The sequence below is a fragment of the Verrucomicrobiia bacterium genome (assembly GCA_036405135.1).
Taxonomy (GTDB): Bacteria; Verrucomicrobiota; Verrucomicrobiia; order Limisphaerales; family JAEYXS01; genus JAEYXS01.
Genome location: DASWYF010000011.1, coordinates 18,774 through 31,445 on the forward strand (window position 1 = coordinate 18,774; position 12,672 = coordinate 31,445).

Below are 12,672 nucleotides of genomic sequence, written 5' to 3' on the forward strand. Positions count from 1 at the left end.
TGCCGTCTGCCTCGTTTGTTAACCGCCCGTTTCCAGTCCGGGTTTGGTGCTGACTGGTGGCAAAAATATGGCGTGGGTATATCTGATCATGGCGGGACTCCTGGAAATCGGCTGGGCGATCGGTCTGAAATACACGGATGGTTTCACGCGGCTGTGGCCGAGCGTAGCGACGATCGTGGGTATGCTATTCAGCTTCGGACTGTTATCTGTCGCATTAAAGACGATTCCCGTGGGGACTGGTTATGCAGTGTGGACGGGCATCGGTGCAGCGGGCACGGCGATCATCGGGATGCTTTTCCTTGGTGAGTCGAAAGAACTGGGGCGGATATTGTGCCTGGGGTTGATCGTCGCGGGAGTGATCGGGCTGAAGATGTTCACGAAACCGGCGTAAGGCCGTTCCTGGAATCTTCTTTCCGCAAGCGCAATCTCAGACCATGAAAGAGTCCGAGCAGTACGACGAAATCTGTGCTGCAAATGATCCAGAAGCGGAGCAGTTGCATGGAGCGGGATGAGCTGGAGATGTGTCCGCGCGCTTGCACATAAATCAGGCTGGCGATGGCCCCGGCAGCGGCGGCTATCGCCAGCAATCTCAGAGTGCGAATGAGGAAAGATTTTCGCCATGCTCGGTCCTGCCAAAGAATGAGTTGATGACTGGCAAGTGTGCGAAGAAAGAACCAAACGACAATGATAGTCCCAAAGATGCCGCTCAGGTATTGCAACACGCGATACAGCGGATAGGAGCGGACAGGCCAGAAGTGTTCATGGAAGATGCTGTAGCGTTCGGGAAACCAGCCAGTGCCATGTGTCAGCGAATCCCAAAAATTATGTGTGGCAGCGCCGATGATGAGGCTGATTACGATGACGATCAGCGAGGAAAACGTGAAGCCACGCGGCTCACTGAATGCCGGGTTGGCTTGCCAATCGTGCGGGCTGAAGTGATCGAGCAAGGCAGGGCGCAAAAACCAGTGATAGAGAGCATAAACACAAAGACCTAGGGGAAGGCACCAGAGGAAAATGCCCGAGAGATTGTGAGTTTCTTTGCGCGACAGATCGAGGAAGAAGAAATACGGCAGATCGGGCGCCATGCTGCCGATCACCAGTGCTGACGCGCTGAAGATGCGACGCCCGTAAACGATGAGCGGCAGCACAGCAGCGGGGTGGGCGTGGGTGACGGGCATGGATTGTTTCGCAACAGCTTGGCGCGACGAGAGGAGCTTAGTGTGTGAGGCGAGATGCGTCAAATAACGGAAGCTGCACGAGGCAGCTTTAGTGACATAAGCGCTGTGGTACACAGACCACGAATTTAGGGGGATGGAGAATTCCGTTGAAGGACGGGAGCAGGTCTGTTTCTGTGTTCGGATAATCTGAATCTTGAGGCAACTTTTGCCGTCCGTTCTTTTGACTTACTTTATGAAGCTGAAGAAAATCTTGTTCCTTTTCGCGGCGACCGCAGCCGTTGTTTTCGGCCCGCAAACTTATGCGGCTGATAAGCCCAAACTAGTCGTCGCCATCCTCGTGGACCAGCTCCGTTATGATTATCTCGAGCGCTTCGACCAGCACTTCACCACGAACGGTTTCCGCACCTTCACCAAGGACGGCGCGTTCATGACGTTCGCGCGGTATCCCTATTACCCCACGAAAACCGCGCCCGGCCATGCCACGTTCCTGAGCGGCTCGGGCCCGGCCGTGCATGGCATCATTGAGAATGACTGGTTCGACAAGAAAACTCGCCGCTCGATGTATTGCGTGGAGGACAAATCCGTGCAAGGCGTGGGGACCAAGACGGCCAAGGGCCAGATGTCGCCGCGCAATTTCATGGGCACGACCTTTTCGGATGAGATGCGGACGCATTACGGCTCCAAGGTCGTAGGTATCTCGATGAAAGATCGCGGTGCCGTCTTGCCCGCCGGCAAGAAACCAGCGGGAGCGTATTGGTTTGAATCCGCCAGCGCCCAGTTCGTCAGCAGCACGTACTACATGAACGAGCTGCCGGCTTGGATGCAGGAATTCAATGCCCGCAAGATCCCCTCCTCCTACATCGGCAAGACGTGGACCCACTTGATCGATTCGAAGCATTACACGATGAAAGATGACGGGATCAGCGAGGGCAAGTTGAGCGGGGAAAAGACCAGCACGTTCCCGCACACCATAAATGAATCGAAGGGTGAAGGCGCGGAGACCATCATGCCCACGCCTTACGGCAATCAATTGCTGCTGGAGCTGGCCAAGGCTGCCATCGAGGGCGAGAAGCTCGGTCAAGGTGCGCAGCCGGATGTGCTCTGCGTGTCGTTCTCATCCATCGACTACTGTGGCCACCTGTTCGGACCCAATTCACAGGAAGTCATGGATATCACGTTGCGCCTGGACCGGCAGTTGAGCGAACTCTTCACCTATCTGGACCAGAAGATCGGCATGAAAAACGTGACGATGGTGTTGACGGCCGATCACGGCGTAGCACCCATCCCCGAGCAGGCCGCGCAAAACGGCTATGACGCCGCCCGCGTGAAGGACACCGAGCTGATGGTGGATCTGCTGGGCAAGCTCGACCAGAAGTTCGGCCCAGGCAAATACTTCCTCACCCCGAAACCGGTGGAGGGCAACCTTTACTTCAACCATGAAGTGTTGAACGAGAAGAAACTTTCACCGACCGAACTCTGCAACTTCATCCGCGAATGGGCGCTGGATACCGGAAAATTCCAAGCCGTTTACAGCCGTGAACAGTTACTGGATGGCCGCACACCGGGCCAGCTCGGCCAGATGGTCTTCAACGGCTACAATGCCGAGCGCAGCGGGGATGTAGTGATGGTCACGAAGCCCTTTCTCCTCATGAGCGGCTATCCCAGCGGCACCAGCCATGGAACACCTTATTCCTACGATACGCATGTGCCCGTCTGCTTCTACGGCAGCGCTTTCAAACCGGGCAGGTATGCGGATGAGTTTTATATCACAGACATCGCTCCGACCTTGGCCGCCGCCTTGCACGTGGAGCAACCGGCTGCTGCTATCGGCAAACCCTTCGTGAAGGCGTTGGCACCTTAATTTATCGATCATCACGCTTGGCAAAGCCCGTTTCCCCCTGGGAACGGGCTTTTTGCATGTGAGTAGATGGTTCAACTTTTTCCGCAACCACTTGCCATGAGGCTTGTTTAAGGAAGAGGTTTCGCCTTACATACGGGCTACCGAACTATTTTGATGATACGTCGTAACAAGGTCTGGTTTGCCCTCTGGGTGATGTTGCTGGCGAATTTATTCGCTGTTGCCCATGCCCTTGCCCAAACGACTTACACAGTCGATGTGAACGGTGCGCAATTCACACCATCTTCTTTGCCTAACTTGTTAGTTGGCGACTCTGTGTTCATCAAGATCAAGGACAACTACCATACCATCTACAAGGATGGGACACTTTTGCTGGGCAGACCACAGTTCTCAGGAGATGAGATTCTGCAGACATTCACATCGGACGGCACTTTCACCTACTCGGATACGCGCTTTGGCTCGACACTTACTGTTACCGTGGTGCAACCCGTTAACGCCGCTCCTTCCGTCAGCGTCACCATCCCCACCAACCATGCCGCCATCGCTGTCACAAACTCCAGCGGTGCTACTAATATTGCCTTGCGCGTCAACGCTGAAGATGGTGACGCGAACGGCAGCATCCGACGTGTGCAGTTCTACTATGGTACGGGCACCAACGTAGCCAGCCTTACCAACCTCATCGGCACCTTCACCAACAGCGTGAACACGAACAACACCGTCTTCAACTTCACATGGAGCAATGCCGTACCGGGCCGTTACCTTCTGCAAGCCCGCGCGTATGATAATCTCGAGGTCTTCGCCAATTCACCGCGCATAAACCTCAGCCTCTACACCCCTTTCACCAACTCGCTCCCCGCCATCACGAATATCTCAGGCGTGGATAACCTCGTCATCCGCTTCAACGCAAACACCGGCCTGGTCTACGTCGTAGAAGTCAGCACCAACCTCACCAACTGGCAACCAGTGACGACCAATGTGGCCACTAATAGTCTTATCGAAGTCCTGGACCCGAATCTCGACCTTACCAACCGGTTCTACCGCCTGCGCCTCGTCCCCTAAGCCGCCGTCATTGAACCTTGGATGCCGGGTTTCACCTCCCCCTCCGTCCCCTTCCCCACCACGATGTGCACCGGCATGTGGGCCAGCTTTTCAAACACCTTCCCCTTGCGCCGGATAGGCCACCATTCATAGAGATAAATCTCCATCGGCCGCCACATCGCCACCCAACCCGCTATCATCAGACTTTCGCGGATAAACGTCAGCGCCGGTCCCGTCTCATATTGGGCAAGCACCTCCACGATCATCAGGCACACGCCAAGAAATAGAAGTCCGATGATGAGACTGATCCGCCCCGTTTTCATCAACCGCTTGAACTCCATCCAGTTCAGCTTTGCCCGATAGGCAAAGTAGTGGTGTATGGAATCCATCGTGTGTTTGGTCGCTTCTGGCATCTCCGGAGCCTTGTCCAGATGGATCACCAGCTCGATCGGTTCCTTGCTCGGAAACTCCTGGGCCCAACTCAGGATGAACTCTTCTGCATCTTGATCCAGATCCTTCTCCTGAAACGGCGAAGGGTCCATCGAGTTGAAAAGCTGGCTCAACTCCTTCAGATGGAGGCGTATTTTGTGATGGTGCACCGGTTTGGACATACCCTAGGGTGCCAGTCTGATATACCTCTCAGCACCCAGACAACATTCGCCTCAAAAGTATTTCTGCACTGGACCAAAGTTGCGGAAAACCGCCCTTCTATTAAAGCAGCAAACCGGACTAATTTGCAACTGCCTGCTCCCGCAAGACTTTGATGACCGCCTCTTCCACGCGATTCAACTGGAACGGCTTGGCGATATGCGGATTGCCCGTGGAGGACAAAAAGTCACGCGTGTCCTCGCTCACCACATCACCCGTCAGGAATACAAAGCGACGGGTCAGGGCAGGCTTGATCTTCACTGCCCGCTTGTAGAATTCCTGACCATCCATGATCGGCATACGGAAGTCGGACAGCACCACATCAAAATCTTCGTGTTCGATCACGTTCAACGCCTGCGGTCCGTTGTGGCACAGTTCGGCCTGATAACCAAGCAAGCCGAGCATCTCGCCCAGCAATTCCGCGATAGCACGTTCGTCGTCCAGGATCAGGATTCGGACATTCTCTGCATTCTTCACGGAAAGCTTCGGTTTCTCTTCCTTCACCGGCTCCACAACCGGCTCCTCCGGCCCCTGACGCAATGGCATCTCCATCACGAAACGCGCGCCGCCTCCCGTCGCTTCCTCGTAATAAATTCTCCCCTGATGATCCGCGAGGATGCTGTGTGCGATGGACAGGCCCAAGCCAGTTCCCGTGCCCACTTCCTTCGTCGTGAAAAATGGCTCAAAGATACGTGCGATGTATTCCGCAGGAACACCCGGACCATTATCCTGCACCGTGAGGATGATGTTCCCGTTCTGCAAACTGCTGCTGATGATCAGACGGCGCGGCATCGGCACTTCCACCAAGGCATGGATCGCATTCGTCACCAGATTCACCATCACCTGCTGCAACTGGTCCGCATCCACCAAAGTGTTCGGCAAATCCGGATCCAGTTCAAAGATCAGATCCACACTCGCCACGCGCAGGTCGAACCGGCGCAACTCCGCCACGCGCTGGATCAGCTCGTTCAGATTCGTCATCCGCTGCTGCGCAGGCTGTTCACGAGCAAACGATAGGAAGTTATTCACCAGCTTGGCGGCGCGATTCGCTTCTGAAGCTACCTTCTCCAAATCCGTGCGCGTCTGGTTGTTGATGTCATGCCGCGCCAGCACCAGTTCCAGATAACCCTTGATGACCGCCAGCGGGTTGTTCAACTCATGCGCCACGCCGGAGATCAATTGACCAAGCGCGGACAACTTTTCCGCCTGTCGGAGCTGTTGTTCCAAACGGGTGCGCTCGGTCAGTTCCCGGATGAAAAATTGGTAAGCAGGGCGGCCATCGAATTTGATCACCGCACCATCCACTTCCGCCGGAGAACTGCTGCCATCGCGGCGGGTAATCTTTACCTGGCGCGCTTGACGCAATGCCGAAAACCATTCGGGACCATTACCCGGCTTGGGCTTGCCATCCGCCAGATCAAGAAACGTGGACAACGGTTGCGGCACACTGTCCATCCGTGCCACCCCCAACAACCGCCGCGCCGTCTGGTTCAGTTCCAGCACCCGCATATCTTCCGTGCCTGCTATAACAATGCCTTCACTCGCCTGGTCGAACAGGCTGCGATACCGCTCTTCCGTCGAGGCGATGCGCGATTGCAGCACTTCCGTTTCGCTCTTGTGCGCCCGCATCTGTTGCAATGCCAGCTCGTTACGCGTCCGCGCCTCTTCCAGCACCAGCACGATCATGCTTACTGCGATGAACAACTGGATCACTGCCGAGATGAAATATCCCGCCGTGATCAGATATTCGGAAGCCTGCAGGAACGGATACGCCGCCATGTAGACCGCCCAGATGAAAAAACCTACACTTAACAGGCCGGACCCGATGTAGGGTTGCCGTAATCGGAACTGCAGGAAACAGAACGCCGTGATCAGGCTCGTCAAACTGATCAGGCCGAAAATGGGCAACTGCGCCTGTAACGAATCATCCAAGTAGAAGGACGTGACAAAACTCCACACCAGCAGGAACCCCATAAAGAGCGCCACCTCGACCTGCCTCACCGTCTGGTTTAGGAAGCGCGCACTCCCCCATAAGAGAAAGACCGCAGAGATGCATATGCACCAATGCTTGAACATCACCAGCATCGGTCGATCCGGCGCATTTTGAAGACTCAGGCTGAGCGTCAGCCAGATGGCGTAAAACATCCACGCCACCGTCCACGTCGTGAAATAGCGCCGCTTGGTATACCTGTTCAGATAGTAAAAGAGCCCCACCAGCACCCACACGCTCAAGAGCGAGATGATGATGGCGGGCTTCAGATACTCCCGCGAAAAATACAGGTCTATGCCAATGTCATTCACATTATTCGTTCAGCCACCCCTGCGGCAGCGCGGCATGACAGATTCCCCACAATCTTTAACTTACCGGTGCTCTAGGACTTACACACCGGCACGGGGTCTCCGCCAGCAAATTTTTCCATGTTCCCGTTACAATCTTGCTTTCCACTTGTCATTTTTCAGCTACGGCTTTTGTACCGTAGTTCGCCCCTCGCAATATCCTCCGGACTTCAGTAGCCAGATGCGGCAAAGCCACCGTCTTGCTCATATAACCATCAGCCTTCAGCCTCATCGCTTCCCTCATCAATTCATTATCGTATCCCATGCCCGTAAGGATGAGCACTGGAAGCCCGGGTCGAATTTGTTTCAGCATCTCCAGCACCTCCAAGCCGTCGGCCTCGGCCAGCGCCAAATCCAGAATGACCAGATCACAGACATCACCGTCCAATTTTTCAACCAGCCCGATGGCGTCAGTGAGTATCGACACCTCGAAATTCTGTGTCTCCAGATACGCCTTCAATGTTTCCCCGATGACATATTCGTCATCCACCACTATAATTTTATTTTTCACGCGTGTTTACCCTAGTTTTGGCGATTCAACCAATCCCGGCCGTTTCACTAACTAGCAACCGCCGGGCCATTCTCAGGCAATTTTCCGGGAATGTGTATCACCATAGCGACATTTTGTGACACTTTCACTCGCGAGTGACCCCAAAGCCCCACCGGAATAACCCCGGTATCTTCGCTACACTTCGCACCAAAATTTTACGTGTCAAAGGATGGAACACTCCCTCCTGCAACCACCCTGCCCAGCGCAAACGCCCGCCATATCTGCGGACATAGCTCTGGTGTACAAGTGCTTGTGTAGCTCCCCAATCCCGCTCCGCCATACTATAACCTAAAATCGCTTCCGACGCCAATCGACCCGATTCCACCGCCAGTGACATCCCGTTACCGGTAACGGGAGGAATCATCGCGCTAGAATCCCCCACACTCAAAACACCTATGTCATCATTTTGGAAAGATTTTATCGGCAATCCAGCCACAAAACTTAACGACTCTTTATCAAAAGTGACATTTTTTAACTTTTTCGTTAACGTATAATTTTTACCACCTAGAAGCAAACCTTCCCACCGAGTTTTCAACTCTCCTATCGGCTCCTTGGTCCGGAACAAACCACAGATATTGGTCCGGTCATTCTCCACCTGACACATCCCCACATAGGCATCGGCGCGCAAATGCATCTCCAAATCCGCCTCTAACGTCACCCCCGTTGCATGCGCCTTGATCCCGATCCAACGCCACCCTTCCGCCTCAGTCTGTACCTGCCTTCCCGTAGCTCGTACCACCCCCTGTCCATAGTCACCCGTATATCGACTCCCTGTAAGCAGATGCCCGCCCATCTTCACAAACATTTCCGCCAAAATCCCATCCAGCCGGTAACGTGAAATACAGAGCGCCGGCTTTGGCAGAGACATCACCTCCGTCACAGTATCCTCAGCATACCATTTCACCGTCTTCGCCTCCCTCGCTCCCTCCCTCATCGCCGCATCACCAATCCCCCAACCCCTCAGAATCTCCAACCCCTCACCGCTCAGAAACTCCCCGCACACCCGATGCCGAGGGTATTGCCCCGCTTCATATATTGTCACCGGCACACCCTCCTTCCGTAACGCGATACCCAGCGTCAATCCCGCCAACCCACCGCCGATGATGGTAATGGGTTTCATGTTCTGTCACGAGCGGACTTCGAAGGATGACAACCGATAACCCAACTCACTTACCCAAGCCATATACGCGGCAAATGTTATCTCCCTCTCCCCAATGGGCAGGCCGAGCTTCGGCGAGAGGGCCGGGGTGATGGGGAAAGCGACTCGCCAAAGCAAAAGCAGCGCTCGCTCCACCCAAATCATTTCGATTCCCATTCTACATCTCATGGCAAACTTTATACTTCAGAAGATATTTTGCGCGCTCCGAAACAATGACTGAACAAACCTTTCGCCTGCTCTTTCTTCACCCAAGTGAACCCCTTCAGCCAAAGCTGTGAAAGTTCTTCCCCCACAAAACCCGCCTTCACACTCACCGGCGCATCATGCCGCGTCACATGATTGCAGCCGATCAAGCCCAGCAATTGCGAATTCAATAGCGCAAACTTCGAACGCCTCGGCTCGCATGCGATGAACGCTTCCGTCTTCGCTGCAATCAGCGATAACATCCTACGCAACTGCTCATCCTCGAAATGATGCAGAAACAGATTCGTCGTGATGAGATCACAGCGTGGTGTCTGTATGGCGCCTAACCACTCGAAAACATCCGCTGTCACCACCTCCACCTGCTTCGCACGCTCGCGTAGCCTCGCCAGCGTCTCCACGCTCACCACAGGTTGACGATCCAGCAACACCACTCGCTCGGGCCGCCAACCTGTGCGCTCCAGCAATTGAATCAGTAAAGTCCCATCCCCCGTCGCCAGCTCCACCAACGTTTTCGGCGGCGATAACTTCAACTCCCGTGCCATGCCGTTCAAAAGTCCCGCATTGCCCATCAACGCATTCAATCGACGTAAATCCCCCCGCGAATGCACCGCCTCCGGCGCACTCGCTGGCAATTCATCCAGCAACTCCGGCCTAAGTTTTCTCCCTGCTAAGCTCATATGTATCAATCCTCGTCCCAAACTGGACTTTGAGGCTTTCAATCACCGCCGTAACAAAGAACCTCACCCAATCCATCTTCCTCATTCGTCATTGCTCATTCCTTCGTCATTCGGGCTTGGAAATTGGTCATTCCGTATCCACCTCGCCCTTCACCCCTCAACCTTTACAAGCGCTCCATGACAACTAAACCCCGCACCAAATGAACTCAACCACCACCACCCACCATGCTCATTTCCACTCAACGCCCGCTGCATCACGAAATAAAGCGAGGCACTGCTGATGTTCCCGTAATCATGGAGAACCGAGGCACTCCATTTCAAATCCTCTTCCCGCAACACTAACCGCTCCTGCAACGCGCGTAAGATGTCGCGTCCGCCCGGATGCAATATCCACGCCGCGATCTGTTCCTTAGAAATCTTATTCCGCGCCAGCACCGTCGTCAGCACTTCCTCCACAAACTTCGCCGCGATGCCCGGCACCTGACGCGCCAGAATATTTCGCAACAATCCGTGACGTTGCTCAAAGCGTAGGTAATCCCGGTCCGCTGCACTCAGCACCGTATCCGCATCCAGCCATTCCACACACCGTTGATGCGCTGGTGCCTCGGCTGAAACCACTGCTGCCCCTGCCCCATCCCCAAAAAGGCAATTACTGATCAGCACACCCGGATCATCATCCACATACAGCGCCGCACTGCACACCTCCACACAGATCGAAAGCACCTGTTTCGCGCGACCTGATGCCAGTAACGTCTCGCATGTCCGTAAATTCGGAATCGCCGCGCCACAACCCTGCCCCACCAAATCCAACGCCAATACATTTGCGCGCAATCCTAACCGTTCAGAAACATAACTCGTCAGCCCTGGACACAGATAACCCGTGCACGTACTGATCACTACCGCATCGATCTCCTCCACCGTCACCCGCGCATCCTCCGAAGCTTTCAATGCCGCCTCTGTGCACAACGCCGGAGCCGCCGTGGCAAAGCGTTGATGCAACACATCCGGCGTTATCTCAAACGCACTGCTTAACGGAGAAACTGAAAAATGACGCGTCGCAATTCCGTTCGAACCCGAAAGCACCTTCCGCAAAATCGCCCGTGAACGATCCGGCAGCCGCGCAAAAGGCTCCGCCGATTGAAAAGCCTGCCAGCACTCTTCTTGAGTGTAGCGATGCGCAGGAACCGCCGTGCCCAGTCCGGCAATGAACATAGGCAGGAGCTTAATCTATCTTCACTCTGATAGCCAATACGATGAATGACGAATGCCCAAATCCGAATGACCAAGGAATGCCTAATGTCGAATGCTCAATATATTCATATATGCGCTATTTGTCCGCCATTAGTCATTGCTCATTCCTTCGTCATTCGGATTTCGTCATTGGTCATTTAGCAAATCACCCAATAAAACTGGACACTTAGCATGTTCCCCCCGACATTCCCCTCACCGTATGCGTACGTGCGTCATCTTCAACCCGGTGGCGAAAGGCGAGAAGGCCAAACGCCTCCGCCGTCACCTGGATGAAATCGGTTCGCAATGCGCCTTGAAGCTCACTTGGGCCGCAGGCACAGCCAAAATCCTCGCGGCTGAAGCCGTTTGTGACGGTTTTGAAACAATCGTCGCCGCTGGTGGAGATGGCACGGTGAATGAAGTCCTCAACGGCATCGCCAGCGTTCCCGAAGGATTGAAACGCTCCCGCCTCGCTGTGATCCCTTTAGGCACCGTCAACGTCTTCGCCAAAGAATACCGCATCCCCACAAACGTCACCAAAGCCTGGGCCATCATTCAGCGCGGCCATGAGCGCAACATCGATCTCCCTTGGGTGGAACATGGCGCACCGGATAAACGCGAGCGCCGCTGCTTCGCGCAGCTCGCCGGGGCTGGACTCGATGCCCGCGCCATCCAGCTCGTGAACTGGCAGATGAAGAAACTCGTGGGCCCCATCGCCTACGTGGTCGCCGGCTTTCAAGCCCTTGCCGAGAAGCCGCATCAGATCATCGCGAAGAATTGTGTGAACAGTGCGTCAGGCCGCCTCGTGCTCATCGGCAACGGCAAATACTACGGCGGCACCTTTCCCGTGTTCCCCGACGCCTCGCCCGATGACGGCCTCATCGATGTCTCCGTCTTTCCGAAAGTGGATATCCCCATGCTCGCCCGCCTTGGTAGTGTGCAACTCACCGGCGCCCATATCCAGAAAGCCGGTGTGCAATGCTTCCGCACCGACCGCCTCGAACTCAGCGCCTCAAGTGAAACCCCGCTCGAACTCGAAGGCGACACCATCGGCTCCCTCCCCGCCACCATCACCGTCCAGCCACGTGCCTTGCGCATCGTCGTTCCTTAACGGAGCGCGACTCTCCGAGTCGCAGCAATACCCATAAGCAAAAGCGGATACCAAGCACTCTGTCTTTGGACCGCGGCTGTACTCTGCGCCAGCAGAATCAGCCGCAGCAGATGAAATACATTGTGGTTATCAATTACGAAGAAAACCGCTCTCAACTATTTCCCCTCATCCCTTAACAGTTCTCCCACCCATTTCGTGCACAACCACATCGGTACATACCCGATCACCCCAAACGAACAATCAATCAATCGCCAATAAAACGGTATCCCACGCACCTCCCCAAACACCAACGCCCAAGGAATCACCAGCACACACGCGATCTTCCCGAACTCAAAGAGCCACACATTCCGCACCGGATCACGCCATGCCCCGATGAACGCGATGGCGATCACCACATGCGCGAACGCCAGCCAGTCAAACCCATACGCCAGAAACGGATGCTTCGCATTCATCTCCGCCAACCCTTGCGCCACCCGATAAATCCAATGCCCCAAACCCGCTTCTGGTGCGGGTCCGTTCAGATCCACATTCAACCAACCCGCCATCAGCTTCAACTCCGTCTCCAGCGGAATCGCCGTCAACCCGCTGAACACGAGCCCCACGATCATCACCGCCACACAGATGCGGATACGTTGTAATGTTGTCATAAATTCAATTCGTAGCAGCCGACGTGAGGAGGCTC

At 54.9% G+C, this 12,672-nt stretch carries 12 protein-coding genes; 4 read left to right on the plus strand and 8 right to left on the minus strand.

Annotated features, from left to right (window positions below):
* Nucleotides 1-67 precede the first annotated feature (67 nt).
* Complete coding sequence (sugE, locus tag VGH19_05105; protein HEY1170729.1) at nt 68-391, plus strand: quaternary ammonium compound efflux SMR transporter SugE; 324 nt, start codon at nt 68-70, stop codon at nt 389-391.
* Here the strand turns inward: sugE and VGH19_05110 are convergent.
* Complete coding sequence (locus tag VGH19_05110) at nt 375-1,178, minus strand: DUF4184 family protein (GenBank protein ID HEY1170730.1); 804 nt, start codon at nt 1,176-1,178, stop codon at nt 375-377. The two genes, sugE and VGH19_05110, sit on opposite strands and share 17 nt — an antisense overlap.
* A 232-nt stretch (nt 1,179-1,410) precedes the next feature.
* On the opposite strand from VGH19_05110, the gene VGH19_05115 reads away from it, so the two are divergent.
* Nucleotides 1,411-3,039, plus strand: coding sequence for an alkaline phosphatase family protein (locus VGH19_05115; protein HEY1170731.1), 1,629 nt, complete (start codon nt 1,411-1,413; stop codon nt 3,037-3,039).
* 153 nt (nt 3,040-3,192) lie between these two features.
* On the plus strand, nt 3,193-4,095 hold the full coding sequence (locus VGH19_05120) for a hypothetical protein (GenBank protein ID HEY1170732.1): 903 nt from the start codon (nt 3,193-3,195) through the stop codon (nt 4,093-4,095).
* Here VGH19_05120 and VGH19_05125 read toward each other — a convergent pair.
* From VGH19_05125 to VGH19_05150, 6 genes are all read right to left on the minus strand, one after another.
* Nucleotides 4,092-4,685, minus strand: a complete 594-nt coding sequence (locus tag VGH19_05125; GenBank protein HEY1170733.1) for a hypothetical protein — start codon at nt 4,683-4,685, stop codon at nt 4,092-4,094. The genes VGH19_05120 and VGH19_05125 overlap by 4 nt on opposite strands.
* 118 nt (nt 4,686-4,803) lie before the next feature.
* On the minus strand, nt 4,804-7,023 hold the full coding sequence (locus tag VGH19_05130) for an ATP-binding protein (protein HEY1170734.1): 2,220 nt from the start codon (nt 7,021-7,023) through the stop codon (nt 4,804-4,806).
* Nucleotides 7,024-7,171: 148 nt separating this feature from the next.
* On the minus strand, nt 7,172-7,570 hold the full coding sequence (locus VGH19_05135) for a response regulator (protein HEY1170735.1): 399 nt from the start codon (nt 7,568-7,570) through the stop codon (nt 7,172-7,174).
* Nucleotides 7,571-7,694: 124 nt separating this feature from the next.
* Nucleotides 7,695-8,729, minus strand: coding sequence for an FAD-dependent monooxygenase (locus tag VGH19_05140; GenBank protein HEY1170736.1), 1,035 nt, complete (start codon nt 8,727-8,729; stop codon nt 7,695-7,697).
* Nucleotides 8,730-8,944: 215 nt separating this feature from the next.
* The gene (locus VGH19_05145; GenBank protein HEY1170737.1) at nt 8,945-9,649 is read right to left on the minus strand and encodes a methyltransferase domain-containing protein; all 705 of its coding nucleotides are present in this window, start codon (nt 9,647-9,649) and stop codon (nt 8,945-8,947) included.
* A 150-nt stretch (nt 9,650-9,799) separates the two neighbouring features.
* Nucleotides 9,800-10,861: a 3-oxoacyl-[acyl-carrier-protein] synthase III C-terminal domain-containing protein gene (locus VGH19_05150; GenBank protein ID HEY1170738.1), complete on the minus strand. Its 1,062-nt coding sequence runs from the start codon at nt 10,859-10,861 to the stop codon at nt 9,800-9,802.
* Nucleotides 10,862-11,099: 238 nt separating this feature from the next.
* On the opposite strand from VGH19_05150, the gene VGH19_05155 reads away from it, so the two are divergent.
* Nucleotides 11,100-11,990, plus strand: a complete 891-nt coding sequence (locus VGH19_05155; protein ID HEY1170739.1) for a diacylglycerol kinase family protein — start codon at nt 11,100-11,102, stop codon at nt 11,988-11,990.
* A gap of 155 nt (nt 11,991-12,145) precedes the next feature.
* On the opposite strand, the gene VGH19_05160 is transcribed toward VGH19_05155, so the two are convergent.
* A complete protein-coding gene (locus tag VGH19_05160; GenBank protein ID HEY1170740.1) occupies nt 12,146-12,637 on the minus strand; it encodes a hypothetical protein in 492 nt (163 codons plus the stop codon).
* Nucleotides 12,638-12,672 lie beyond the last annotated feature (35 nt).

What these genes read in the sequence shown, in the direction of transcription:
- sugE (HEY1170729.1), top strand. Translation starts at nt 68, where the DNA reads ATGGCGTGGGTATATCTGATCATGGCGGGACTCCTGGAAATCGGCTGG.
- VGH19_05110 (HEY1170730.1), bottom strand. Translation starts at nt 1,178, where the DNA reads ATGCCCGTCACCCACGCCCACCCCGCTGCTGTGCTGCCGCTCATCGTT.
- VGH19_05115 (HEY1170731.1), top strand. Translation starts at nt 1,411, where the DNA reads ATGAAGCTGAAGAAAATCTTGTTCCTTTTCGCGGCGACCGCAGCCGTT.
- VGH19_05120 (HEY1170732.1), top strand. Translation starts at nt 3,193, where the DNA reads ATGATACGTCGTAACAAGGTCTGGTTTGCCCTCTGGGTGATGTTGCTG.
- VGH19_05125 (HEY1170733.1), bottom strand. Translation starts at nt 4,685, where the DNA reads ATGTCCAAACCGGTGCACCATCACAAAATACGCCTCCATCTGAAGGAG.
- VGH19_05140 (HEY1170736.1), bottom strand. Translation starts at nt 8,729, where the DNA reads ATGAAACCCATTACCATCATCGGCGGTGGGTTGGCGGGATTGACGCTG.
- VGH19_05145 (HEY1170737.1), bottom strand. Translation starts at nt 9,649, where the DNA reads ATGAGCTTAGCAGGGAGAAAACTTAGGCCGGAGTTGCTGGATGAATTG.
- VGH19_05150 (HEY1170738.1), bottom strand. Translation starts at nt 10,861, where the DNA reads ATGTTCATTGCCGGACTGGGCACGGCGGTTCCTGCGCATCGCTACACT.
- VGH19_05155 (HEY1170739.1), top strand. Translation starts at nt 11,100, where the DNA reads ATGCGTACGTGCGTCATCTTCAACCCGGTGGCGAAAGGCGAGAAGGCC.
- VGH19_05160 (HEY1170740.1), bottom strand. Translation starts at nt 12,637, where the DNA reads ATGACAACATTACAACGTATCCGCATCTGTGTGGCGGTGATGATCGTG.